Below are 23888 nucleotides of genomic sequence, written 5' to 3' on the forward strand. Positions count from 1 at the left end.
CGATCAAGGGTGATACTCGACCAACTCATCATCGGTATCAAAATCCACCCACTTTACCTGATGGACTCGAATCGCCTCTCGATCCAGCTCCAATGCTGGCTCGTATCGCGCAGCGACCGGTTGATCCATCCACCAGCTCGCCTTCTCTTCTTGTTTTAACCCTGCAAAGATCTGTGGATGGTAGTACTCGGTATCATCAGCAGGTACCCACAGGCTGGCGTACTCGGCTTTAAATTGTGACTCGGTACGATGCACACCAGATGCCTTGTTGAAGAGAATAACGTTGTGCCCAGGCGCCTCATCGTCACGCTTGCCCAGCTGGATAGACGGGAAATAGATCCCGTCCAGATTGAGCGTCGGATGCATTGATAAGAAGTCTGCTATGGCCTGAGTGATCAGGTATCCCTGGTCTACCAGCTCAGGCATCACCGGCTTTAGCAACTGCTTCTGCAGGCTTGCGAGAAAAGCGCAGCGTTTCGCCTGCTCAACTCGCCTGGGATCAAAGTAACTGAGAGCATGATCCGGTCGTATCTCGTTCAGTGCGGCCAGATTCAGCAAGCGCAAGGGGCGAGTTACCTGGAAAGCAGCGGTTACCACATAACTTCCAACGGGTGGTCGAACCTCGGCGATGGCTGTTCTATCGTTCGTGGCGCCATAAAACACGGAAACCCCTTTGGCATTCATCCGTCCTGCAGCCCCCAACCCCGGCGGAGGTGGCCCTAGAGAACGCTCGGGATGGAGCAACGCTTCCTCGACACTGCCCTCGGAAGAAAACACTCTGGCTCGAATGAACGTGTGAAGTGGCTGACCAGGCCCGATGACGAATATCGCTGACTTGGAGTCACGTAGATGGAGCTGATCGACCGCTCCAAATACTTGCTCAAGCACGCGCGTAACAGTGGGGTTCACAAATCGGGCTTCATCTCGGAGGCTACGCTCCATCTCCCTCCACCCATAAGTCATGTCAGCGTTAGCTGACCCCCCCTCTTTGAAATAGGGATCGTCATCATCCGAGTCGGCCCAAAGTGCTTCGCCGATGTTTCCCACCAGCTCATCCGAGCAACCCAGCATTCGATGAAGCACATCCGTCCAGTGCTCTCCGATTGGATTGCGGTTGTGGATATAGACAGAAGGCGGCTGCTCGACCAGTTCGAACGAAGATCGAACGGACTCCCGACAAGCCTCGACGAGTTCCTCAAGCCTCACAGCGCCGCGCTCCTCCTGGCAATAACTGCATTCCTCGATCTCATCGAAGTCCCAGCAATCCTGGAGATAGCGTTCAGCAACACATTCTGAGCACACAAACTTCGACACAAAGCCTCCTATGGCTATAACCCTCCACAGGGCCCAGGCCTCATGATACTGGATCACGAAGGAGAAGAATGTTGTTGCGCTTTCGTCAGTCGCAGCGCCTGGACTAGGGAATGGCATATTGCTAGCCTCCAAAGGCGTCCGGCAGTCAGCTGTCGCCGGGCTTTCAGATGCTGCAGATTGTTGGTCAAACCAATCCACCACTTGACAAGGAAAGCTCTCGTGCAGAACGTCCCTTCCACTATAGTTGCCGGGCTATACCTCACCCAGCTGATGCTTCAGATTCAGCTGAACGAAGCCTCCAGTGAAATGAGCAGCGCTGAATGGGAGGAGTTCACCCGGACAATGTCAACGGGCGAGCTTAGCGAGTCTGGCCAAAAGGCATTTGACAAGGCGCTTTCAAAATCGAATCAGCTTCTGATCGAGCAATTTGGTGTGCTTCAGGCAACCCAACTCACGCGCGGCCTGTTCCAGCCAGCCATTCTTAGAGTCATCATTGAACACCTCATGCTTCATGCTGAAAGCGTAGATTGGGGCGAGGTCAGCCAAGAAATTCCTCATGCAGCTGAACGCTTCAAGGTGGAGCACCTTATCAACAAGGGCCTGAGTCGACCGTTAGGCCCGCGCCCTACACAGCACATTCGAGAACAGTTCGAACAATTCATACGGATGCTCAATTTCGCATGGCCCGATGCATTCTTCCCCAGCGATTCCGATTACCGTTACATGCAGCTCTGGTCGAAGTTTCTTCCCGATGCGCGATCTCTCTGCGAGAGCCTTTATCAAATAGGGTTGAGGCCTGTTGATGAGGAAGGCTCCCCTACAGCCGTAGCCAATTTACTCGGCACCGAGAGCGGAGAGTTCGAGGCCTTCTGCATACTTTACAGCCTAGGCCCTGAGCTCGCGGCAGAATGGGAGAAGGATCAGGTCAGCTACGGATTCGACGCTTATGACGGGGCCGTAGCGAGAGCGAAGCAATACGCTAACTCGAACGAGCGTGACTCCATTTTCGCTGGTGCACTTGCTGCAGGGTATCCCGTTCGAGACCTGACAATCGAAACTGACGAGTTTTCAGACCTGATCATTCAAATCCCAGGATTTGTGCATGACAGCGAACAGTGGCTGGTGAACAATCTGATCCAATCAATTGCTCCGCTTCTCTACCAATCACTCGCAGATGACCGATACCACAAATCGCAAAAGTGGCGCGGTTTACGGTTGAGCCCTGATTTTACGCAGACGCAGTACATGATAGAGGACTCCATCGGCGCATCTGGATGGATGCCTGCGGTTCGACTTCGTGTGCAGGCTTTCGTTAATCAAAGCAACAGGACAAGCAAGGCTACAGAGGAGCCGGATGACTACACACCCCTTGCTCGAAAGCACAGGACACCGCGCGCATCGTCTCTTCGTGTGACCTACTTGATCGACCAGCTCTGCGACATTATCGAGCATGACTTCTATGGTCACGATTTTCTGAAATGACTCCCAAGGCCGGGGTGAGCATCTGCCCATCCTGGCTCCCCAATCCCGTTCTGATTTGGAAGCGACCATGAGCACCCGAATCGCACCGTTCAGTGCACAGCATCTTGAAGCCGTCTGCCGCGTGTTGGCTGACACCGAACGCGGACTTACCGGCACACAGATCGGCTGCACCCTGCAAGACATCAACGTGCTCGATACCCACCCCACTGATACCAAGTGGAGGCGCCTGTTTAACGCACTGGCAAATAAGCAGAACCAGGTTAAGGCCGGGAATCACCTCATCCAGTTCATCAATAAAACGATGAATCCCGTGAACTACTTACGCGAGCACCAGACCTTCGACAGCAGACGTGATGAGCTCAATGTGGTGCTCGCCCTGTGCGGATTCTATGTGCGTGACGACGGGAGGGTAGCCCACGCGAATAAGGCGACCACGCTCAGCGAAGCTCGCGCTCGGGTTGGACGTCTCAAGGCCGCATTGGAAGCACGCTCAGTCCACCTGGAAGTCCTGAATTACTGTCGAGCCGAGCTACTTGATGAAAATTACTTTCATGCAGTGTTCGAGGCGACCAAAGGTGTGGCTGAGCGGATTCGCAGGCTATCAGGATTACAGGGTGACGGCGCAGATTTGGTAACCAAAGCATTTCTTGGACAGCAGCCGATACTGGTGCTCGGCCCCTTGATTACCGAGTCAGAAAAAAGTGAGCAAAAAGGGTTTGCTAATCTGCTGATTGGGCTCTTCGGCGCCGTCCGCAACCCGCTAGCGCACGCGACAAAGGTGAATTGGCCCATGACTGAGCAAGACGCCCTGGACATCTTCAGCATGGTGTCTCTAGTGCACCGAAAACTGGACGACGCGCAACGTGTCGACTATCCCGCCTGACTAGAATAATGCCTATAGGTCGATCAACCCAGCAAGCCATGAGTCAGAATATTATTTAGCTTCATCCTCCGCCCACTCACATACGACGTAGGAGCTACTTAATGTATGCACAATCAAATAGCCCTGTACTTCCTGCGACCCCAGAATTATTGACGTGAAAATTGCCGTACCATCATCAAACCGTTTTCGCTCATCTCCAAAAATTAACCCCGTAAGATAAGCTTCTCCCTCGCCGTACTGCGCAGATGCTAGATAGGCAGTCACGGCCACTTCAAACTGAACTCCCATAGCTTTGAGCACCCCACATGGAGTTGGCACTGGATTGCTTTCCTGTGGCTTATGACTCAATGATGGATCTACAAGATCGTCCACCTAATAACCCCTTTCAGTTCCGGCTCTGACGCTAAAGCACGACAACCGAGGCGTACGCACATTGACTGCGGAGCGATTGCATACGATGTTTCGCACTATCTGGCTTGGTTTAACGAGCAGACATCGCGGCCTCTTGGTGTACTGGTAGTCCAAGGCCGCCGCCGTCCGACTGATCAACGCTGGGCAAACGAAAAATCTCAGGCGCATGCGTATGCACGAAGCGCGTCGATAGCCTGAGCGCTAACAAATTTTCTCGCTCCCCGACCGGCCATGATGAAAATCTTCTGCTCGGTCTCGAAGAAACAACCGTCAGCCCGGCCGTAATGGGTGAGATAACTCTGGCCGGTGTCGTGCTTGCAAGTATCAAAGACCGTGTCCAGGACGAACAGCATTGACGAATGACTTGCTGCAGGGCCGTCCCGTCCCTGTCCTGGCTCTCCATGCATTACGTCTAAGATTATCCATCCGCGCACAATGCAAAATTTGCGGTCACCGAATTCCTCTTGGGCCGTCCGAACCAGAGCATCGTCATCGAGACCAGAGCCCAATAGCGGCTTGGCAGGGCCAAAAAGCACCTCAGCAACCAAGCCCTCATCGATTGCTGTGTTCACCACACTCACACCACTACCCACCTTCAGCCTATGTTCGAGACGTTGTCCGTCCTGTATCCGCAGCATGCTACTGCGTCACAGTGACCAACGCGGAGGTCGAACGACTCAGCTCGCCCGCGTTTCCGATTTATCCCAGTATTGAACCCAGCACTTGCAGATCCAGTGCAATGGGCCAACCTTTTGTCACTCAATTATGAGTATATGCATTTACTGGTGACAACACAAATTCGCCGTACCATTGAGTTCACGGGAATCGAGATCATGCCTCTACGCACAGCCTTTGCTGTGGCGTTGAAAATCCTGAGGGGGCGTATGCGGCTCTCCCAGTTGGATTAGGCCACCCGGTAGCGGCTGAAGCTCAAGCATTGAAGGAGCAAATCCTGGTACACATGGCGCAAGGGCTGTCACAGGCAGAAACTGCAAGGCGCCTTGAGGTGTCGCGGAAAACGGTGAGCTGACATCTGCGTACAGGTAGAAATAAAATAGCGGGGCAGTAAGGCCTGGCGTCACGTACAGACGTACGCTATAAGCCACTTCACTGGGTGACCCCTTGTAAAGACGCTATCACTAACCATGTCATAGCTCTTTACCGATTCGTTCTGTGTGCAAGCCGCGCTAAAGAGCTGGCTCTACCCTTATAAGCAGATAGAGAACCGGCCTACATCTCACTGGCAGAGCCCATGCTCCAATCGACGCAGAGCAGCCAGTACTTGCTCAACCCCTTCTGGATCAAGGGCCGTATCCAGAGCTGAACGCCCCTGAAAAACGCTCCGCTTCTGGCTCAGCCAAGCTGCCGCTTTGGCTTTGTCACCAAAGACTCTTCCTGCTTCGCTCAGTATCAATTGCAGATAGTCCACCACAAGCCCCCTGAACCACTTTTTAGCACCACCGCTCCGCCAACATGAGGGCGCAACTACGCGCCAAAGGTTTGCGGCTCAGATTAGCAAACTCGCCAACCTCTACGAGCCCGCATAACGCAGCCTGAGCCATGTCCATTCAGCACGGCGCGTAGCTTTTCTGCCACGCGCAGCTGGATCACAGTCCCTTATCGGCTGAATTCGTACTGATCCAGATGTCGACGAAGGAATTGTTCGCTCAGAACCTTCGGGAACGAGTAGGTTAATTTGATAATGAGGTAAATGAAGCCGATAGGCACAATCACACCCAGAAATCCGCCCATCAACAACGCCACAAAGCTCAAGGGCAGGAATAGCAAAGCCAGCACAAATGCCGACCAACGCATCTTCCGGATCCAGGTCGCGAATCCATTCTGCTCGTAGATCGTTTCACCGGCAGCAGTTTTGATCGCAAACAGGATCCATCCCATCCGCCCCAGCTTCACAAAGAAAAAGCTGCCATCGACGCCTGGGCGCATATGAGATTCAACGAGTTGCCCTACCCCGACCTTCTTCACCAGCTTCGTGGTACCGTCCCTTTCGGCTAAGCGCAAATAGGTGTATTCCGATCCATCCGGTTTGTCCGTCGATGGGCCGACGACCTCCAACATCCCTTTGACGACCATCACATCTGACACGCTTCCCTCCTTCAAAATCGTCGAACGTAGCCAGCGAACGCTGGGTACAAGCTGACCGGATCCGTCTCATGTCCGGCCATACCTTTTTATCCCGTGCACGAGATTCCTTTTGCCGCAGACAACCACCGCAGCTGGCCGACATACGCCGAGTCAAAATGCCAGCACCCGGTGATACGGTATTTATGAATATATTGTATGTTTCCGCGATTCGCAATGTGGCTTTATCCTCAGTTTTGAGGGCCAACCATGCGCATCGCGCCACCGCTGGCAGCCGTGCTGAGAGCACTTCGTGCGGCTCGGGGCCTGTCACAGGAGAAGCTCGCAGGCCCAGGCGATGCGAGTCACATCCACCTATTGGAAAACGACCGAGCCAGCGCCACATTGGGGATGCTAGAGGGGATCGCTGAGCGCTTGGACGTCGATCTAGTAGCGCTGTTGGCTTACGCTGCAAAGATTGGTCAGGGGATGGAACAGGAGCAGTATGTGGAACACCTTCGCTCAGAGATGGCGCAGATTGCCGCTTTGGGCATCGATGCCGAGCTCGGGGAACACTTTAAGAATGGGCAGCTCGTAACCCACAAACCTGGCCGGCCAGCGCGCCAGGCCAAGATTGATGCGGTGCTCAACGCCAAAGCGGCTGGCAAATCCAAGCGCGAAGTATCCGATGAGCTTGGTATTCCATGGTCGACGGTGAACGACATATGGAAGAAAGGCTGACTTTTATACTTCACCGACTTTAGGACACAAAAAAACGGCCAGATTGGCCGTTTTGCGTGCAGTATCAGTAAATCAGGAAACCCAAGATTCCACCTCGCCTGCTCCGTACTGGGCTTTCCATTCCTTGAGCAGTTTGTGGTTCCCCCCCTTGGTCTCAATGACCTCTCCGTTGTGGGGGTTCTTGTACTGTTTTACCTGACGGGCACGACGCGGGGCCTTCTCTACGGCTACAGGAGCAGCGGCTCGACGATTTGCCTGTGGATCCAGGATGTTGATAATGTCGCGTAGGCTGTAGCCATAGGTGCCCAGCAGGTCGCGCAGTTTGGCCTCAAACTCGATTTCTTTCTGAAGCTCACTGGAACCTTTCAAGGCCTCCAGTTCGGCCAGTTGGGCGGCCAATTTTTGCTCAAGTTGTCTAAACTCTGCCAAGCGCGACATGTGAATGCTCCTAAATGGGATGAATAACCTTTAGAGAATCCTAACGCAGTTTAAGTTAAAACCCAAATGAAAATCAGGGCCACCATTCTTCAACTTTCTTGCTACTGCTCCAGTAGCCATACTCTGTGCTAGGTAGATCCACTGTCAACTCGGTAACATTTGGGATATTCACTTTTAGTGGATCAAGCAGCTCCACTTGTTGTGCAGCCCAGCTAACCCACATCGCCAATGCCATTTGAGATGCTTCGTCAGGGGGTGATGCTTCAACCGTCGCCTGAATGAATGCACGCAGCCGCTGAGCGCGCTCCCAACCTCTCAAGTTTTTCGTCAAATTCTCACGCAGCTTGTCTAGACGTCGCTGCTGATCAATCTTTTCTCTCCTAATGCGCTCCTCTTCTGCCCATCGGCGGCGATTAGCTTCGTCAGATGACCTTTGCGCTTTCACAGAGGCAGCAATGCGAACAAAACCTGTCAGGATTTGGCCCAGCTTCGCCTCAAGCTTCCCTGTCTTGCTGTCAGTCCAAGTTTTTTGAATTAGAACCTCGGATCGTGCATCGACGATGAGGGAAAATACGCCTGTGGGTTGCCACCCAAAGCGATGAGCTCTAAAAACCGCAAAATCAGGCTCCCATCGCTGACCAGGCTTAAAGGGTTTGGGAGGTGGCGGTGGGATATCGTAGCGCTTAATCTTTTCCTGGATCGTGATCAATAGATCCTCGTCCTCCAAGCGAACAAAGGTTCCTTTATCGCTAATTCCCCATGCGTACCCCGCGGCCTCGCCCGCTTTGATCAAGCTGTCATACAGAATCGCGCAGCGGTCAGTTTCCGCCGAAGAAATGTGCGAGCTCAAGACCTGCGACTTGTCTAGTGCCATCGCACCGTTGAGCTCCTTGGCTTTCTTCGCTGCCGCCAGCCATTTTTTTACCAGCGGATGCGGATTTATTAGCTCCGTTGGCACGATAAGCGTACCGGGGTCTTTGACTGGGTTTTCAGTCTTGGGCTTGTCTGGCTTTTGGATATCCACAACGTGGAACGTAATGGGTGTAGTCGAGGCTGGCGGCTTTGGGCGCCTGGGTCTTTTGGACTCTGGCTTAGCCCAATGACCACGGGTAGGCAACGTTATCCCAGCTTTGCGGCAAGCCTTCGACAAGCCGACATCTGAAACACCAATTTCCTTGGCGACTATCAAAACTGGTCGTTCCCAGACCATCTCGAATAGCTGCAGAGGAGTGAAGCTCTTTTCGACGTACATTACTGATCCTTTGTGGCTCCAAAGAGTGGTACCACTCAGCGTAAGGCGTAAGTTCTACTCGATGTCGATTGTAGCCAGGACTGCCGTCATCCCACTAGAAACCGCCCCCCACTCTCCCAGCGCGACCTTGTCGGCATCCGCCCGTGAGCGGACAGATTTAAGCATGCTCGAACCACCAGAGCGCTTGGCCCCTTCAACCTCGCACCGGCATCCATCAGATCATGCACAAGGCGCTGCCGCTCGCACTCACTGAGCGGGGGCTTCGTGCAGCACCAGAGCTTTCCTTTGACTACAAAGTAACGACCATCTGCCATTTTTTGCCGCGTGATAGGCTAACTCGCTAGTGTCTCAGTCAAGGCGATACCGACACCCACCAAGATACCCCTGAGCGTCATCTTGAGATGTCTCAAATGCGGTTGGCAACACCTGGTGAGACCAGCAAAGGTTGAATAGGAAGGCCATCCCAATCTGCCGACCATGTACTGCCATCGCCCTCAATGGAGATCTGCTGGAAGCAGAAGGGAGGCGTCTCAGGGCAGACATCAGGGAGCGCCCCTCTTGGCAGCGGGATAACCACACCAGCTCGACAACTTCTACCCATGCGACTCAAGCTGGCAATCTGGTCTCTCTTCTACCTTGTTGTGGAAATCATGCAAACGCAGAGCGGCGGATCTATCGAAAGAGAAACGAGCCGTTTGCAGTGGGGCTGACGTGGTAATTGTCCATCGTCCTGCTCCTTCTGTTTCATGCCGATTCTATGCTTCATCTCAGAAGTGATGAGCTGCCTGATGCTTGCCATGTCTGTCCAGGGATCATCGCCGCCAAACTCATACAGACGCTTCAGGAGCTTGCTGATGTTCCACCTTGTAGCCGACTTGAGCTCTACGAGCTCATCTCGGTAAATCCGGAAAGATGCAATTGGCCGTTCACGGGGCCCTGTTGCTTTTCCGATAAATCGACATGGCAGCCAAACCATGCCAGCGTTGGTTTCCGGAAATGAGCTTGGAGCGTCACTTCTTCCTTAGAAAAACTTATGAGACCTCAATACAAGCCGCTGACGCTGGATTTATGCGCACCCCACCAACAATTGTCTAAAAAAACGCGCCAACATGCCGCACAACGCAGGATTATGACAAGACTTATCTCATAGACTGGCACCACCAAGGAGCCAAAGCATACTTAGGGAAGCAAAAAACTAAAAACAAAAAAACAATCTCATCAAAAATACTGCCTTTCAAAAATTATAAGCGGGAGTTATAGAGATGAAAAAAGCAGCATCCACATTGGGCATGATTGCCCTTTCCCTACTCGTTAGCACTACCTCAGCGCATGCAAAAAGCCTGGATGAAATTCAAAAATCTGGAAAAATTGTAATTGGCACTGACGGCACTTTTCCTCCATTCCAGTTCTTCGCTGACGGTAAGCTTTCCGGATTTGAAATTGATATTGGCAATGAAATCGCCAAGCGCTTGGGAGTAAAGGCCGATTGGAAACCCATGGCCTTCGATTCCCTGCTAGCGGGTCTAACGCAAGACCGTTGGGACATTGTAATTGCTTCCTTCACAATCACCGACGAACGTGCAAAAGCAGTACAGTTCACAACCCCGCTTTACTGCACAGGCGGCGTAGTAGTCAGCAACAAACCAAATATCAAATCCGCGCAAGATCTTGAAGGGAAAGTCGTTTCGGCGCAGACCGGATCTACTTATTTCCAAAAAGCGACTTCGCTCCCAGGCATCAAGCAAGTTAGAAACTTCGCCTCAGACAGCGATGCTCGCAATTCGATGGTAGCGGGCAGATCTGACGCGTGGATCACCGACAAATTCGTAGCAAAACTATCCATAGAAAAACAACCTGATCGCGGGATGGCTGTGGGTGATCTTCTTTTCACAGAAAAGGTTGCTTCTGCGGTTAAAAATAATAATGAATCTCTTGCCAGCGCTTACGATAAGGCGCTTGATGAAATGAAAGCTGATGGAACCTACGAAAAAATTTCCCAAAAGTGGTTCAATGAAGATATTCGCTGCCTGTAGCAAAACACGCTTAAATTAAATGTTCCTCGAAAGTTTTAGAGGTAGCGGTATGTCTTCAGAAGCAAAAGCATGTAGCACTCCTCCACGTGCTTACAAAATCAACAAGGCGCTCTTGAAAGGACTTGTAGCGATAGCTTTAACAATATTGGTGCTAATTGGCATGGAGACCATTTTAGCATTCTTCCCACACCCCATTGGCGCGAATTCCAAGGATCTAGCCAATGCCGTTTGGACAACTGTTAATCTTACAGTGGCCGCAGGAATATTTGGCACTATAGTGGGAACAGTGGCTGCACTTGGTAAAGCTTCGGCCATCACACCTGTAAGATGGGTGTTCTCCTTCTACATCTGGGTTGCCCGGGGAACACCGTTACTGCTCCAAATTCTGTTCGTGTTTTTCGCGCTTCCGGTTTTGATCCCAGGATTGGAATTCGGCGACTTCACCTCAGCCGTAGTAGCACTCGCATTCAATATCGGCGCCTATAATGCTGAAGCCATCCGTTCAGGTTTGCTCTCAGTGCCAAAGGGTCAAATTGAAGCAGCACATGCACTTGGCCTTTCAAAGCTTACTATTTTCAATAGTGTTGTGATGCCCCAAGCGTTGCGCATCTGTTTGCCACCTTTGGTGAACAATGGCGTATCGCTCCTGAAAGATTCGTCACTGGCATACGCTATTGGTGTGGTCGAGCTTTCAAACGCGGCGAGTCGTATTCAATCAGCAACGTTCGAACCAGTACCAGTACTTATTACCTCCGCAATTATCTATCTGACCTTGACCACTGGCCTCACTCAAGTGACTAACGCACTTGAGCGCTACCTCAGCGTTGATAAAAGGTAACTGACATGACGACTAATGATCTCTCCCTTATCAAAGTGTCAGATGTCAAAAAAAGCTATGGCAGCACCTGCATCCTGAAAAAAGTTAGTCTTGAGATTAAAGCGGGCGAAGTAGTTGCCATTTTGGGCGCATCCGGCTCGGGTAAATCAACCTTTTTACGTTTACTGAACCGACTGGAAAAGCACGAGGAAGGGTCAATTATCATCGATGGGGTGGAGGTCTCTGATAAATCCTCAAGCCTTGCGCAACTTCGAAGAGAGGTTGGCATGGTGTTTCAATCCTTCAATCTGTTCCCGCACATGACCGTCCTGGAAAACCTGTGCCTAGCGCCAATTAAGGTACGCGGCGTCAGCCGCAGCACAGCGGAAAAGGTAGCGCATGAATTGTTGAAAAAAGTCGGCATGGGAGACCACAGCCACAAGTACCCGCATGCCCTTTCTGGCGGCCAGCAACAGCGTGTCGCTATCGCACGAGCTCTAGCGATGGAGCCAAGGGTACTGCTGTTCGATGAACCGACATCAGCTCTCGATCCTGAAATGGTCAACGAGGTGCTGGATGTAATGAAAAGCCTTGCAGCAACGGGCATCACCATGCTCATCGTCACGCATGAGATGGGATTCGCCAGCCAGGTTGCAGATCGTGTCGTCTTCTTTGACAAGGGTGAGATAGCGGAGGATCTCCCGCCGAAAAGCTTCTTTGGAGAGAGCAGCAATCCCAGGGTGAAGGCATTTCTGGGAAGGGTACTTCAACACCAGATTTGATGAATTGGCAGTGTATCAGAACAGGCCCCACGTGGCCTGCACACATGGACTTGAGGATCATCACCTATGAATGTACTTACTCGCACTTTGCTCTCGGTAGCAGTATCCCTTGCTTTCAACCAGGCCCTTCAAGCTGCTCCTTTGCTGACCGCTGATAGCACCGGCCCAATCACGATTAAATCCATTAGCGCAAGCAATGCATGGATTGAAGTTAATAAAACCGCCTTTGAAAGCAATCTGCAAACGCTACAAAAGAAACTAGATGGCAAAAGTCAAATCTGCGCGGTAATGAAAGCTGATGCCTATGGGCATGGAATTGCGCTGCTTGTCCCTTCCGTCATCGCAATGAAAGTTCCGTGTATCGCTGTCGCCAGCAATGAGGAAGCGAAAGTAGTAAGGGAAAAAGGCTTCGACGGCAGATTGATTCGGGTACGCACTGCTACCCTACCAGAAATTGAGAATGCTCTTCAGTATGACATGGAAGAGCTTGTGAGCGGCGCAGACTTTGCACAAAAGTCCGGCGAAATTGCACTTAAGCATGGGAAAATCTTAAAAGTACATGTGGCCTTGAACTCATCTGGGATGAGCCGTAATGGGCTTGAAATGAAAACAGAGAATGGGAAGGCGCAAGCTCTAAAGCTGGTCAAGCAAGATGGGCTGCAAGTCGTCGGCATCATGACTCACTTCGCGGTTGAAGATAGGGAGGACGTACTGAAAGGGCTAGCATCTTTTAAAGATGAATCGCAATGGCTGATTGACAATGCGAAGCTGGATCGATCAAAACTGACTCTCCACGCAGCGGCGTCGTTCGCGACCCAGAACGTCCCGGAAGCTTGGCTCGACATGGTACGCCCTGGCAACTTGATTTACGGTGACCCAGTTGCGAACAGTGAAGAATTTAAACGGGTTATGTCATTCAAGTCATCGGTGGCGTCCATCAATAAATACCCTGCAGGTAACACCGTGGGCTATGATCGAACAATAACCCTCAAGCGTGATTCGATTCTAGCTAACATTCCAGTAGGGTACTCGGATGGATATCGACGTGCCTTTACAAACAAGGCTTACGTACTCATAAATGGACAACGAGTGCCCACCGTCGGCAAGGTTTCGATGAATACTCTGATGGTAGATGTTACTGACCTACAAGGCTCTGCCAAGCCAGGTGATGAGGTTGTATTGTTCGGCAAGCAAGGCTCCGCAGAAATCACTCAGGCTGAACTGGAAGACTTCAACGGCGCGTTGCTAGCAGATCTATATACGGTCTGGGGCAACTCAAATCCAAAAATCTTAACCGAAGATTGACTGTGATAAAGGGCGAGCGATCTCGCCCTTTTTAGTAGCCTTTCCCTAAATCTACCGGATGTTCAAGTTCCCCCCCCTGTTCAAGCACCTCGATATTGCGAATGATTTGTGAAACGACGACAGTCGGTTCAGAGTCAGCAGCAACATGTGGGGTGAGGAGTACATTAGGCAAGTTCCAGATTTCCGACGCCTCAGCCAACGGTTCCACCTCAAACACGTCTAGCACAGCCGCACCGATAGCGCCTTGCTTTAACGCCTGCACCATGTCCCCCTGGTTTACCGTCTCCCCTCTACCAGCATTGACGAAGCCCGGGAACCCAGCACCCCGAGCATGAGATAAGCCTTCAAAACAGCGAGCGTCGATTACCCCCACAGTCGAAGGGGTATTCGGCAGAAGGTTCACCAAGATGTCAGTGTTGCCAAGGAATTCGCTAAAGCCGGCAGCACCAACATGTACAGGATATGGAAAATCGGTTCGAGGAGTTCGTGCCCATGCAGAGACCTGAAAGCCTAGGTGCTTCAGCATCTCACCGCAAGCTCGCCCCAAAACGCCCGCCCCCAAGATTCCGACACGAACGGAACTGGCTGCCGGCTGAATGATTGGCGCCCACTGGCGTGAAGCCTGCGCCCGTAGATAGTGCGGTATCTGACGATGCAAGTGCAGCACAGCGTAGGAAACGTACTCAACCATCCGCATGGTCAAATCTGAATCAATGATTCTCGCGACCGGTACTGATGGCCGCAGGGCCAAACAAGCCAAATGATCAACACCCGCTCCCAAAGAGAAAACGGCGGCTGGAGGTATCTGTTGCGAAAAGACATCCTCTGAAGCTTTCCAGGAGCAGATCACATAGGGCTCACTTCCAACATCAACGCCATCCTGAGGCCACATGTGAACCTTGCGCCCTGAAGCCACAGTGACGAAAGCATCACGCCACGTTTCAAAATCCCAAGGCCCCACAGCAATGACGATTTTTAGCTTCATGATATTCCCTCACCACAGATAAAGTCCTATATAAAACTGCACCAGCCATCTTAAGCATTGGCGACACTTCTCACTATGCTGACAACAGATGTCCTTGCCGAGAAATCTCTTTACCGGCAATATAGGCAAGATCCATCCCTGGCATTGCATACCGACGGTTCTGACGGGCGAAAAACACACCCTTGACGCTGGCATAGTATCTTTGCGTTGTACCAGTGACAGGATCAATAACATCAACGACGGGATCACCTGGGTTTAACAGACGTCCACACTCCGCGAGGTATACGATCACGCCTGCCGCATCGGCATATAACACCTCAGTGCCGGCCAGCGGGGTAGCCTCCTGAAGAAGCTCTGGAACATGAACCTTACCCTGATTTGCAACGATGCCTTGCAATCGCAGGTAATCCATGATGTGGGCCGCATCCTGTCGGGCTTGAGTATGACTCACTTCTAACTGGCCGCGAAGTTCGATGCAAATGCTGACCGTCGGGAGAGGTAGATGAATATGGGGTAGTTGCTCCTGGAGTTTGACCCAGAAAGAAGAACAGACCTCATCGAATGGACTGTTGCCTTGCTCTACAGCATAAAGGGTAGCATGCGCCCCCATGAGCGCAGCAAGCGGCATCGCTTCATCAAGGGATAGAGGATGAACGTAGAGATGCAGAACGGACTCGCAATCGCAGTGCAAATCCAAAACGATATCTGCATCACATGCCAGCGTCAGCAGCAAGGTGCGCAAAGATTCGGTTTGCTTGCTCGATCTCATCGCTGCCAAATGGTGATGGAGTGCAGCTCTGACAAGAGCAATGTCAGTCGTGGACTTACCAGTAAATTGACCTTCCAGCTCCTTCGCAATGGTCAAGGCCAGATCGGGAAAGCGCCGATTGAAGTTTTCTCCACTCGCCAAGTCGAATCGCCCCATTTGATAAGACAGCACTGTCTGATCTAAACCAATCGGGTTAGAAACCGGCACTACAACAACTTCGCCGAGCAATTTACCGAGACTCTCTTCCGCTTCAAGCATTTGACGCAAGTAGTGGCATACCAACATCCCCGGCAGTTCGCTTGCATGTAGTCCGGCCTGGATGTAGACCTTACGCCCTTTAGCGACGCCGTAATGAAAACTATGAACGGAGCGCGAGGTGCCGATAGATCCGGCACTCAGTGCGTGTTGTTTTTCTATCATATTAAGACTCCGACAAGCGACATCCACGGATGCCGCTTGTCATTGGCAGTTAAGAAAATTGAAGCTTTTTAATCCGGCGATTATTTGCCGCCATGTAAATTATGCCGAGCCCCAACCATACTGCCCCCATCTTCAGGGAGTGAACATTAAGGCTCATCCACACATAACCGATAACTGTCAGTCCAGCGAGGGGCACAAGCCCGTCCTTGATCCGACACCCAGACGGGGTCTTGATCATGAACTGGTTCAAAACACAAAGGTGCAATACGAAGAAGGCAGACAAAGCGCCGAAATTCACGAGCGAAGTCAGTGAGTCGACATGGGACATAAACAGCACGCTGACGATCAATGACACGGCTGCCACAAACAGGGTGCTGACGTACGGTGTTTGATAAGACGGGTGCAGTTTGGACAGTGCCTTCGGCAATTGACCATCCCGGGCCATGCTTAGCAAAATTCGCGAAATAGCTGTTTGAGCAACCAAAGCGCAGGAGAAGCCCCACGATACGGCTGTAGCGACTGCACATGCCACCTTCAGCGGAGTCCCCCCTACTGCATAGGCAATCGTGTAGAACGCATTATCCTTATCTTGAGCAAGCGCACCAAAGTCAGGCCAGGCCATACCCGCGACCCAGGTTTGAAGGATGAAAAGCCCGCCCATGATGAACAGCACGATAATCGTCGCCTTACCAACATCACTTGCCTGACCGGAATTTTCTTCCGCAAGCGTACTGATGGCATCAAACCCCAAGAAGCTTAAAGCGGCGATCGAAACCGCGCTCATGATCAGACCAGGGCTGAACGTTTCCGGATTGTAAAGCGGTGCAATGCTAGGTTCTCCGAGGTAACCGCCAAACACCATGTAAAGCCCGAGCGTCACAAACCACACCAGAACTGCCATCAGACAGATCGCAAAGACATCATTCGTCTTGGCAGTGATATGAATACCGCGAACATTGACAGCCGTGTTGAAAACGATGAACGCGACCAGCCATATCCACTTCGATAGACCCGTTACAGCCTCTAGGGCTAAAGCCGAAACTATGTAGCATAGAGCTGGCAGAAGTATGTAATCCAGCAACACCAGCCAGCCGACTAGAAAGCCAACCCTCTGACCTAACGAGTGGCTAGCGTAGGCATAGATCGAGCCGGCTTTAGGGCAGGCTGAAGACATCCTCGCATAGCTGAGTGCCGTGAAAATCATGGCAATCATCCCAACTAGGTATGCCATCGTGGCCATACCTTTTGACTCACTCACGATATATCCATAAATACCCATTGGGGCAATGGGTATCATAAATATCATTCCATAGATCACCATATGGCGTACGGTCAATGTACGCTTAAGCCCAACTTCAGTCACGGATTGCATGTCTTTTCTCCTATGTTCAGAGGAACGACTTTGTGCCCTCTGAAATGGCTTTTAATTAGTAGACAGCAGAATAAGAATCTCGAATTTCGTTATCTTTTTTATTTTGCATCAGTGCAATCTCGCTACGCTTAATTGCTCGGTAACAGTCGACCAACATTTCGCCCATGCTGGACTTGATCACTTCATCACTGTCTAGCGCATCAAGGGCTTGACCAAGAGAAGATGGCAACGGATGCATCCCAAATTTCTTGTGTTGATCTTCGGGAATGGACGAAGGGTTAACTGTAACCAAATCAGGCATCTTCAATTTCTTGGTAATGCCATCGATCCCAGCTGCCAAGATCGCGCCGAGCGTAAGGTGAGGAGATGCCAGGGCATCTGCGGCACGGTACTCAATATTGGCTTGCTTCGCGGCGTCGCAACCATCCAGGTGCGTAATTGGTGCGATCCGAATCGACGCTTCCCTGTTCTGTTGACCAATACAAGCAAAGGCAGCGCTCCAACTGTCGGGCCGCAGGCGCTGATAGGACACAACGCTGGGTGCAGTCAAAGCGGTTAGAGCCGCCATGTGCTCCAAGATCCCAGCGGTGAACTGGCTTGCGATTTCAGACAACTGACCTGGGCGGTTCGGATCATAGGTCAACGGCTTGTCGTCAAGACTCCACAACGAGACGTGGACATGAACCCCATTGGTGCCTGGGTTCAGAGAAATGATTGGAGAGAACGAGACGGAGCGTCCTTGCCGGCGGCAAACCTCGCGCACGATCTCCCTTACATTTACTGCGCGATCGGCTGCCTGCAAGGCCTCCGCTGGGCTGCAGGTCACTTCAAATTGCCGAGCCGCATATTCGGGAATGCACATCTCCGGATCCACCCCACCTTCGATCAGAGCTGCAGTAATGGCACTGCACAGCACCTCCTCCGATCGAGCGGCCTCAAGGGAAAAACAAGGCGCTGGCTTTTCAACGTCCGTCAGCATGAATTCATGCTCGAATGAAGCGATCACCTTCATGCCGAGCAGCTCCAGTTTTGCCAGTTGCCGCTTCAGATACTGTCTAGGACAAGCTTCCCAAGGAGTGCCGTCCATATTAAGAAAATCGGCGTGGAAATAACGCAAAGGACTGATTGAATCGGTACCCGCCACATGAACTTCAGAGGACGAATCAGGCAGCATGATCAGGTCGCCCAAAGCCCCCCATTCGTTTTCAACAATCTGGCCAAACGGATTCAAGGCGAGGTTTGCCGGTGTCCAGCAGAGGCCCTTCTTGAGGTTTGAGTCCAAACGGTGCTCAGGGAACGTCCTAGCGCGGGTGATGCCGCAATAGTCGTGACTGATGAAATGGGCAAGATTTCTGCTTATCTTCTTGTTTTGCATCGTCTTTTCGCTCTTGAAATCGTGTTTGGTAACGGCTTTAGCTGCTTGTCCAAACACCTGAAAATGCCACTTGGTTTTGACGGTTTCCTTGCTAGCCCAAAGGGTTCGACCGCATCAGAATCGTAACGGTAATTTCACGATTTCGACACTGTAGATTCTCTGAAACTGGTGTTACATTAGCAGTGGTTTTTGGTCTTCGCAACAGGCAGAGCTCCCAGCTGCCGGATGGCTCTGGATGCATACAGGTAGGGCCGTCGTAGCATCTGCAGACTGTGACTGCTTGCCCAAAGCCGTCTCGGATTCAAAGCCCCATTTGCTCAGAAAACCGCATAGGCAAGGCGAAATCACAACAAGAGGAAGAATGATGAAACGCACTGATTCAGCTGGTTTGACTCGTAACTCACTGGTAGATCCAAAGCGTACTGCTCTGCTGATCGTCGACGTCCAGAATGCAGAGGTATCGCCGTACATCCAGGAAAATCATCCGGGCTACTACCGTCAAGTGACGGAGCAGGTGGTACCGCAAATTCGCCGGCTGATTGATGTTGCCCGCGCAGCGGGAAGCGAAGTGATCTACACCGTGATCGAAAGCCTCACCAGCGATGGGCGTGATAGATCGCTTGATCACAAGCTCTCTGGGCTGTTCGTGCCTAAGGGATCGTGGGAGGGCAAGGTTGTGGAAGCTATCGCTCCGGAAGAGGACGATATCCTGCTCCCTAAAACGTCCTCTGGGGTTTTCAACTCCACGAATCTCGATTACATATTGCGCAATCTAGGTGTCGAAGCTGTGGTGGTGGCGGGTGTTCTGACAGACCAATGCATTGACATGGCAGTGAGAGACGGCGCCGATAAGGGGTACTTTATGATCTGTGTTTCAGACGCCTGTGCCAGCTACACCAGCACACGCCATGAGCAGGCCCTTTCCGCATTTGGCGGGTATTGCCGGGTCTCGACTACAGAAGACATCATCGCGGAACTGGGTCGGTAACCTGGAGCTTTTCGCAACTGCAGCACGCCCTATCCGCTCGATGCGATAGGGCAACTCTGTGACCGCGACTAGACACATAGGCAGGCTGTCCACGTCTCTCTGCATTTGTCCCTCCCACCGCAAAGTATGCTAGCTTGCCTATGACCTTAATAACTCGCCTCAGTCCGGATACTGGTTTCAGCCTCCCCCATAGAGCAAATGATGACCTCGCCCAAGACGATCAGACAGTTAATACAAGCTAATAAATCAAGCTTCACTCCAAGTGAACGTAAGCTCGTCAAACTCTTGACCGGAGCCAAACCCATATTGGCTCTCGGCACAATCCACGAGCTGGCTAATCACGCAGAGGTTAGCGCACCTACCGTTCTTCGTTTTGCGGTCAAACTGGGATATTCGGGTTTCCCAGACTTTCAAAAAGCCTGGCTTAATGAGCTTCAACTGAAGCTCAGCTCGCCTCTTACGATGATCGACCAACCCCATGAGGATGAGGCTAACAAGTTTTCCAAAGGCTTGGGCTCAATGGTGGAGGATGCAGTTGCAGAACTGGCTGCTGGATTTGATTTGGTGAAGCTTCTTTCGGACAGCCGTCAACGCGTATATATCCGTGGAGGCCGTTTTAGCCAAACGCTGGCCGAATATCTATACGCACACTTGAAAGAAATGCGTGGAAATACCGAAATCTTGGGACGCATACCTGCACATGATTTGGACACAATAGTAGATATAGGCAAAAAAGACATCTTTATTGCATTTGATTATCGGCGCTATCAAGATGACACTGTGCGGTTAGCTCGGTTAGCAGCGGAACAAGGTGCTCAGGTGGTGTTGTTCACTGACAAATGGCTTTCGCCAATATCAGAGCTCACAAAAAACGTAGTGATCTCTGACATTTCCTCAGGATCGGCGTATGACAGCCTGGTGCCTGCGATGGCGCAACTAGAATATCTCTCAATGCTTCTATTGAAAGAGCTTGGTGAAACGGCATCAACCAGACTAAAAAGACTCGAAGCTCTTCGTTCGGCTGGTAGAGACTGAAACACAATATCAATAAGCCCAAGTCCTCCGGGAGTTGGGCTTCTTTCCATCAAATTTTAAAACCGCCGACCAGCTTCTGCAGTTCTGACACCTGTTTATCCATTTTATTACATGCAGCCAACGTCAACTGTAGGTTCTTAGCCGCATCCTCATTGAGCTGGCTCATTTCGACAATATCTGCATTAATGGTCTCTATAACCGCTGTCTGCTCTTCCGTCGCGGCAGCCACTGAATGATTCATTGCATCCATCAACTCAATTTTTGACGAAACATTAATGAGGCCCGCCCCTGCATCATGAGCAATTTCCATGCTTCTCACACTGAGATCGCGGCTTTCAGACATAACGCTCACGGCCTCTTCTGCACCATATTGCAGCTCCTCAATCATGCCTTGAATCTCTTGGGCAGACTGTTGCGTGCGATGCGCGAGACTGCGTACTTCGTCAGCAACGACGGCGAACCCCCGCCCTGCATCACCCGCCCTGGCGGCTTCAATGGCAGCATTGAGAGCCAACAAATTTGTTTGCTGTGAGATGGATTTAATAACTTCAAGGATTCCGCCGATATTTGTAGACTTTGCACTCAACGCTTGAATCGCCTCGCCAGCTGTGCGGATTCGATCTGTCAACGACCGCATCGAGTGAATTGTTTGATCAACTATCGCGCGCCCTTCTGAAGCATCCTCGGTCACTCCGGAGGCTTCTCTTGAGGCATTAGCGGCATTGCTAGCAATCTCCTGGGCTGCGGCACCTAGTTGATGCACTGCCGCTACAACACTCTTGGTTCTCGAATCTTGGGTATCTGAATTAGCGATTGACGAGTTTGAGTGCTCTACAAGCTCCCTTGACACGCTATTTAAATGAGATGCAGACTCATACACTCTACAGATTGAGTTATGAATCCTTTCCACGAACACATTGAATGCCCTCCCTAATCTTGCAATCTCATCATGACCTGTAAACACAAGCCTTCTAGTCAAGTCCCCTTCGCCATCTGAAATGTCCACCATCGCTTGTGCCATCGTACGCAAGGGGCGAATAAGGACACTGATAATACCGCCCAATACAAGTGTGACCACTATGACCATCATTAAAGCGCTGAGTAATGCCGAATGACGAAAGCTATCTAATGAAGAGTAAACGGCGTCTCTATCAACCGACAACCCTACATACCAATCCACTGAATTAAGCCCTGAAATCCTTGTGAAGCTAAGCATGCGCGAATTATCGCCATTCTTTATCTCTTTCAGATACCCATCAGTAAAACTTTGAACATCAGGATATACCTCCGTTATTTTCTTTAGAACTTTACCCGAGTCAGGATGCGCCAGAATCTCTCCCTCCCCACTCACCAAAAATGCGTAGCCCATCCCTTTCAAATCAAGAGAATTAATGATTTTGGCAACATGTTCAATATCTAGATCACCCCCAACTACACCGAGCAGTTCACCATCTTGTCGAACTGCCTTTGCAATGGTGATGGTCAGTTTCTGGGTATTGGAATCGATGTATGGCGCTGTCAGTGCGGTGGAAGCATTTGCTGTGGCCAAAGTGTACCAAGGACGCTGCCTAGGATCATAACCATCCGGCATTTGCTCATCAGGCACCTGAGTAAACCGTCCCAGTGAGGTTCCATAATAGATGTATCCAAAGTTCGACGTTAATACGTTACTTTTCAGCAAGCTGAGGACATCACCAGGCTGGGAGACGACCAACTGCGAGAGGTGATCCACCAGAAGCATACGTCCGGTCATCCAACTGTCGATATTACTAGCAGCGAGTTCTCCCACATCCTCCATGTACTTTTGTACATCTGAATATATTCGACCCTTCTGCTGATGATAGACCACGAAACCAAACGCGGCGAACGACACGATTATCACAATGCAGGCAGCAGCCAAAATCTTACTCATGAAACTTAGTCTTAGCGTCATTCTAGCCCCTAGTCGCAGTTTAAACAGACCCTTAGTTTTCCTGAGTCAATACGTTATACGCTGCAAAACAAGGGCAAAAATGAAGAAAAACATCAATATTGAACTGACTTGCGCAGATAAACTGCGAACAGCACCAAGAGTAAGCAACGAAAGCCTTCGAATGATAACGCAAGTCAAAACACGTTACAGACCATGCAATTCGTAGCTATTAAAAAGACTTACCCAATCTAGCCGACACGATATTTTCACCCAATTTCCCCAACAAAATCAGACAAAATCGCTGACGGAATAAACCTATAATTATGCTCGAACATGATGAACTCAAGTCGATAGCTAAATCAAGCTTGAACGCCAGCATGATAACTAGCACCACTTTTGAACCGATGCTCTCTTTTCACCTAAAAACCAAGGAACGATTCGAATGGCTATTACCCGATTGAATGCAAATAAGCGCCTAAGCAATACCGTAGTTCACAACGGTGTGGTGTACCTTGCTGGCCAACTCGCCAATCAACATAGCGCAGACATCAAAACTCAAACGCGAGAAACATTAGAGAATATCGATAAACTGCTGAAGGAGGTAGGAAGTGACAAAACTCGTATTATTTCGGCTACTATCTACCTGACAGATATCGACGCGCACTTTGATCCGATGAACGAGGTGTGGGAAGAGTGGGTCGCTGCCGGCCACGAGCCAGCACGGGCATGCGTCCAGGCGGCGATGTTCAAGCCTAGCCTGCTGGTTGAGATGTCGATTATTGCTGCAGTTGAGTGAATTGAGCTAAGCAGCTGAGCAATTGATATGGGGCGGTATGAACAGACTCGTACCGCCCTAGTGGTGCTTCACTGACTTTCCTCAATAGGAATAGTGAATCCAGCCTTAACCCTATCCATAACCACCATAGTTTTAAAACTTTTGATATCGCAATTCTCATAGAAAAAACGACGCGTGAAGTTTTCGTAATCCTCCATATTCTTACAGGTTACGACAATTACGAAATCGGCATCCCCGGTTACGTAAAATCCGCTCATGACTTCTGGCGTATTTCGTATGGCTTGCTTGAACTTGTCGATGATATCTGTTCGCTCTCGCTCAAGTGTAACCAATACTAACATCGTCACATGACGCCCAACAGCTTTTGGGGAGACGATAGAAACGTCTCCCTCAATCACTCCCTCAGCTCTCAGCCTCTTCAATCTACGTTGACAAGCGGTCGGCGATAGACCAGCTAGCTCGCCAATCTCATCCGATGTTAGTCGATTGTTAACTTGAACAGCACTTAAAATTCTTACGTCAATCCTGTCAAGTTCAATCACGAAATACACTCCTAGCCGGTTGATCAGATACAGCGCTTTAGACGCACCATATCCATTGACAACCTATATAAACCCACTAAAAGTAGCTGTCAACCATGAATTTTGGCGCATTGAGGCGCACGCTACTACACGGCTGATTTTTTAGATCGCGCGT

The 23888-nt window shown here is 50.9% G+C and carries 23 protein-coding genes; 10 read left to right on the forward strand and 13 right to left on the reverse strand.

The window, feature by feature from the left end:
* Positions 1 to 3 precede the first annotated feature (3 nt).
* Positions 4 to 1314, reverse strand: a complete 1311-nt coding sequence (locus ABX298_RS01420) for an RES family NAD+ phosphorylase (protein WP_367393978.1) — start codon at positions 1312 to 1314, stop codon at positions 4 to 6.
* A gap of 219 nt (positions 1315 to 1533) precedes the next feature.
* Here ABX298_RS01420 and ABX298_RS01425 point away from each other — a divergent pair, with 219 nt between their 5' ends.
* The gene (locus ABX298_RS01425) at positions 1534 to 2796 is read left to right on the forward strand and encodes a hypothetical protein (RefSeq protein ID WP_367393979.1); all 1263 of its coding nucleotides are present in this window, start codon (positions 1534 to 1536) and stop codon (positions 2794 to 2796) included.
* A 67-nt stretch (positions 2797 to 2863) separates the two neighbouring features.
* The gene (locus ABX298_RS01430; protein ID WP_367393980.1) at positions 2864 to 3679 is read left to right on the forward strand and encodes a TIGR02391 family protein; all 816 of its coding nucleotides are present in this window, start codon (positions 2864 to 2866) and stop codon (positions 3677 to 3679) included.
* Between the two features lie 51 nt (positions 3680 to 3730).
* Here ABX298_RS01430 and ABX298_RS01435 read toward each other — a convergent pair whose 3' ends face one another.
* The 4 genes from ABX298_RS01435 to ABX298_RS01450 all read right to left on the reverse strand — a co-directional run bounded on the left by ABX298_RS01435 (position 3731) and on the right by ABX298_RS01450 (position 6196).
* Positions 3731 to 4051: a hypothetical protein gene (locus tag ABX298_RS01435; protein ID WP_367393981.1), complete on the reverse strand. Its 321-nt coding sequence runs from the start codon at positions 4049 to 4051 to the stop codon at positions 3731 to 3733.
* Between the two features lie 197 nt (positions 4052 to 4248).
* Positions 4249 to 4671, reverse strand: coding sequence for a hypothetical protein (locus ABX298_RS01440; protein ID WP_367393982.1), 423 nt, complete (start codon positions 4669 to 4671; stop codon positions 4249 to 4251).
* Between the two features lie 656 nt (positions 4672 to 5327).
* The gene (locus ABX298_RS01445) at positions 5328 to 5519 is read right to left on the reverse strand and encodes an MbcA/ParS/Xre antitoxin family protein (protein WP_367393983.1); all 192 of its coding nucleotides are present in this window, start codon (positions 5517 to 5519) and stop codon (positions 5328 to 5330) included.
* A gap of 188 nt (positions 5520 to 5707) precedes the next feature.
* On the reverse strand, positions 5708 to 6196 hold the full coding sequence (locus ABX298_RS01450; protein WP_367393984.1) for a hypothetical protein: 489 nt from the start codon (positions 6194 to 6196) through the stop codon (positions 5708 to 5710).
* Between the two features lie 246 nt (positions 6197 to 6442).
* On the opposite strand from ABX298_RS01450, the gene ABX298_RS01455 reads away from it, so the two are divergent.
* Entirely contained in the window at positions 6443 to 6913 is a 471-nt protein-coding gene (locus ABX298_RS01455; protein ID WP_100414125.1) for a helix-turn-helix domain-containing protein, read from the forward strand.
* Between the two features lie 72 nt (positions 6914 to 6985).
* Here the strand turns inward: ABX298_RS01455 and ABX298_RS01460 are convergent, their stop codons facing one another.
* Entirely contained in the window at positions 6986 to 7351 is a 366-nt protein-coding gene (locus ABX298_RS01460; protein ID WP_367393985.1) for a histone-like nucleoid-structuring protein, MvaT/MvaU family, read from the reverse strand.
* Between the two features lie 73 nt (positions 7352 to 7424).
* Positions 7425 to 8603 carry a hypothetical protein gene (locus ABX298_RS01465; protein ID WP_367393986.1) on the reverse strand — a complete coding sequence of 393 codons (1179 nt, stop codon included), beginning with the start codon at positions 8601 to 8603 and terminating at the stop codon, positions 7425 to 7427.
* Between the two features lie 1262 nt (positions 8604 to 9865).
* On the opposite strand from ABX298_RS01465, the gene ABX298_RS01470 reads away from it, so the two are divergent.
* From ABX298_RS01470 to alr, 4 genes are all read left to right on the forward strand, one after another.
* A complete protein-coding gene (locus ABX298_RS01470; protein WP_367393987.1) occupies positions 9866 to 10636 on the forward strand; it encodes an ABC transporter substrate-binding protein in 771 nt (256 codons plus the stop codon).
* A 49-nt stretch (positions 10637 to 10685) separates the two neighbouring features.
* Positions 10686 to 11474 (forward strand): ABC transporter permease subunit, encoded by a 789-nt coding sequence (locus tag ABX298_RS01475; RefSeq protein ID WP_367393988.1) that lies wholly within the window; start codon positions 10686 to 10688, stop codon positions 11472 to 11474.
* Positions 11475 to 11479: 5 nt separating this feature from the next.
* On the forward strand, positions 11480 to 12235 hold the full coding sequence (locus tag ABX298_RS01480) for an amino acid ABC transporter ATP-binding protein (RefSeq protein ID WP_367393989.1): 756 nt from the start codon (positions 11480 to 11482) through the stop codon (positions 12233 to 12235).
* 66 nt (positions 12236 to 12301) lie between these two features.
* The gene (gene alr / locus ABX298_RS01485; protein ID WP_367393990.1) at positions 12302 to 13540 is read left to right on the forward strand and encodes an alanine racemase; all 1239 of its coding nucleotides are present in this window, start codon (positions 12302 to 12304) and stop codon (positions 13538 to 13540) included.
* 31 nt (positions 13541 to 13571) lie between these two features.
* On the opposite strand, the gene ABX298_RS01490 is transcribed toward alr, so the two are convergent.
* The 4 genes from ABX298_RS01490 to ABX298_RS01505 all read right to left on the reverse strand — a co-directional run bounded on the left by ABX298_RS01490 (position 13572) and on the right by ABX298_RS01505 (position 18461).
* The gene (locus ABX298_RS01490) at positions 13572 to 14525 is read right to left on the reverse strand and encodes a 2-hydroxyacid dehydrogenase (RefSeq protein ID WP_367393991.1); all 954 of its coding nucleotides are present in this window, start codon (positions 14523 to 14525) and stop codon (positions 13572 to 13574) included.
* Between the two features lie 73 nt (positions 14526 to 14598).
* Complete coding sequence (locus tag ABX298_RS01495; protein ID WP_367393992.1) at positions 14599 to 15714, reverse strand: succinylglutamate desuccinylase/aspartoacylase family protein; 1116 nt, start codon at positions 15712 to 15714, stop codon at positions 14599 to 14601.
* A gap of 49 nt (positions 15715 to 15763) precedes the next feature.
* Complete coding sequence (locus ABX298_RS01500; RefSeq protein ID WP_367393993.1) at positions 15764 to 17086, reverse strand: APC family permease; 1323 nt, start codon at positions 17084 to 17086, stop codon at positions 15764 to 15766.
* A gap of 55 nt (positions 17087 to 17141) precedes the next feature.
* Entirely contained in the window at positions 17142 to 18461 is a 1320-nt protein-coding gene (locus ABX298_RS01505) for a glutamine synthetase family protein (RefSeq protein WP_367393994.1), read from the reverse strand.
* Positions 18462 to 18822: 361 nt separating this feature from the next.
* Here ABX298_RS01505 and ABX298_RS01510 point away from each other — a divergent pair, with 361 nt between their 5' ends.
* Both ABX298_RS01510 and ABX298_RS01515 read left to right on the forward strand, forming a co-directional pair.
* The gene (locus tag ABX298_RS01510; RefSeq protein ID WP_367393995.1) at positions 18823 to 19449 is read left to right on the forward strand and encodes a cysteine hydrolase family protein; all 627 of its coding nucleotides are present in this window, start codon (positions 18823 to 18825) and stop codon (positions 19447 to 19449) included.
* Positions 19450 to 19650: 201 nt separating this feature from the next.
* Entirely contained in the window at positions 19651 to 20484 is an 834-nt protein-coding gene (locus tag ABX298_RS01515) for a MurR/RpiR family transcriptional regulator (RefSeq protein WP_367393996.1), read from the forward strand.
* Positions 20485 to 20533: 49 nt separating this feature from the next.
* On the opposite strand, the gene ABX298_RS01520 is transcribed toward ABX298_RS01515, so the two are convergent.
* Positions 20534 to 22396, reverse strand: a complete 1863-nt coding sequence (locus ABX298_RS01520) for a methyl-accepting chemotaxis protein (protein WP_367393997.1) — start codon at positions 22394 to 22396, stop codon at positions 20534 to 20536.
* A 442-nt stretch (positions 22397 to 22838) separates the two neighbouring features.
* On the opposite strand from ABX298_RS01520, the gene ABX298_RS01525 reads away from it, so the two are divergent.
* Complete coding sequence (locus tag ABX298_RS01525) at positions 22839 to 23192, forward strand: RidA family protein (RefSeq protein ID WP_367393998.1); 354 nt, start codon at positions 22839 to 22841, stop codon at positions 23190 to 23192.
* Between the two features lie 68 nt (positions 23193 to 23260).
* Here ABX298_RS01525 and ABX298_RS01530 read toward each other — a convergent pair whose 3' ends face one another.
* Positions 23261 to 23734 (reverse strand): Lrp/AsnC family transcriptional regulator, encoded by a 474-nt coding sequence (locus ABX298_RS01530; RefSeq protein ID WP_367393999.1) that lies wholly within the window; start codon positions 23732 to 23734, stop codon positions 23261 to 23263.
* Positions 23735 to 23888: the final 154 nt, after the last annotated feature.

The sequence above is a fragment of the Pseudomonas sp. X4 genome, assembly GCF_040784925.1.
Lineage (GTDB): Bacteria > Pseudomonadota > Gammaproteobacteria > Pseudomonadales > Pseudomonadaceae > Aquipseudomonas > Aquipseudomonas putida_Z.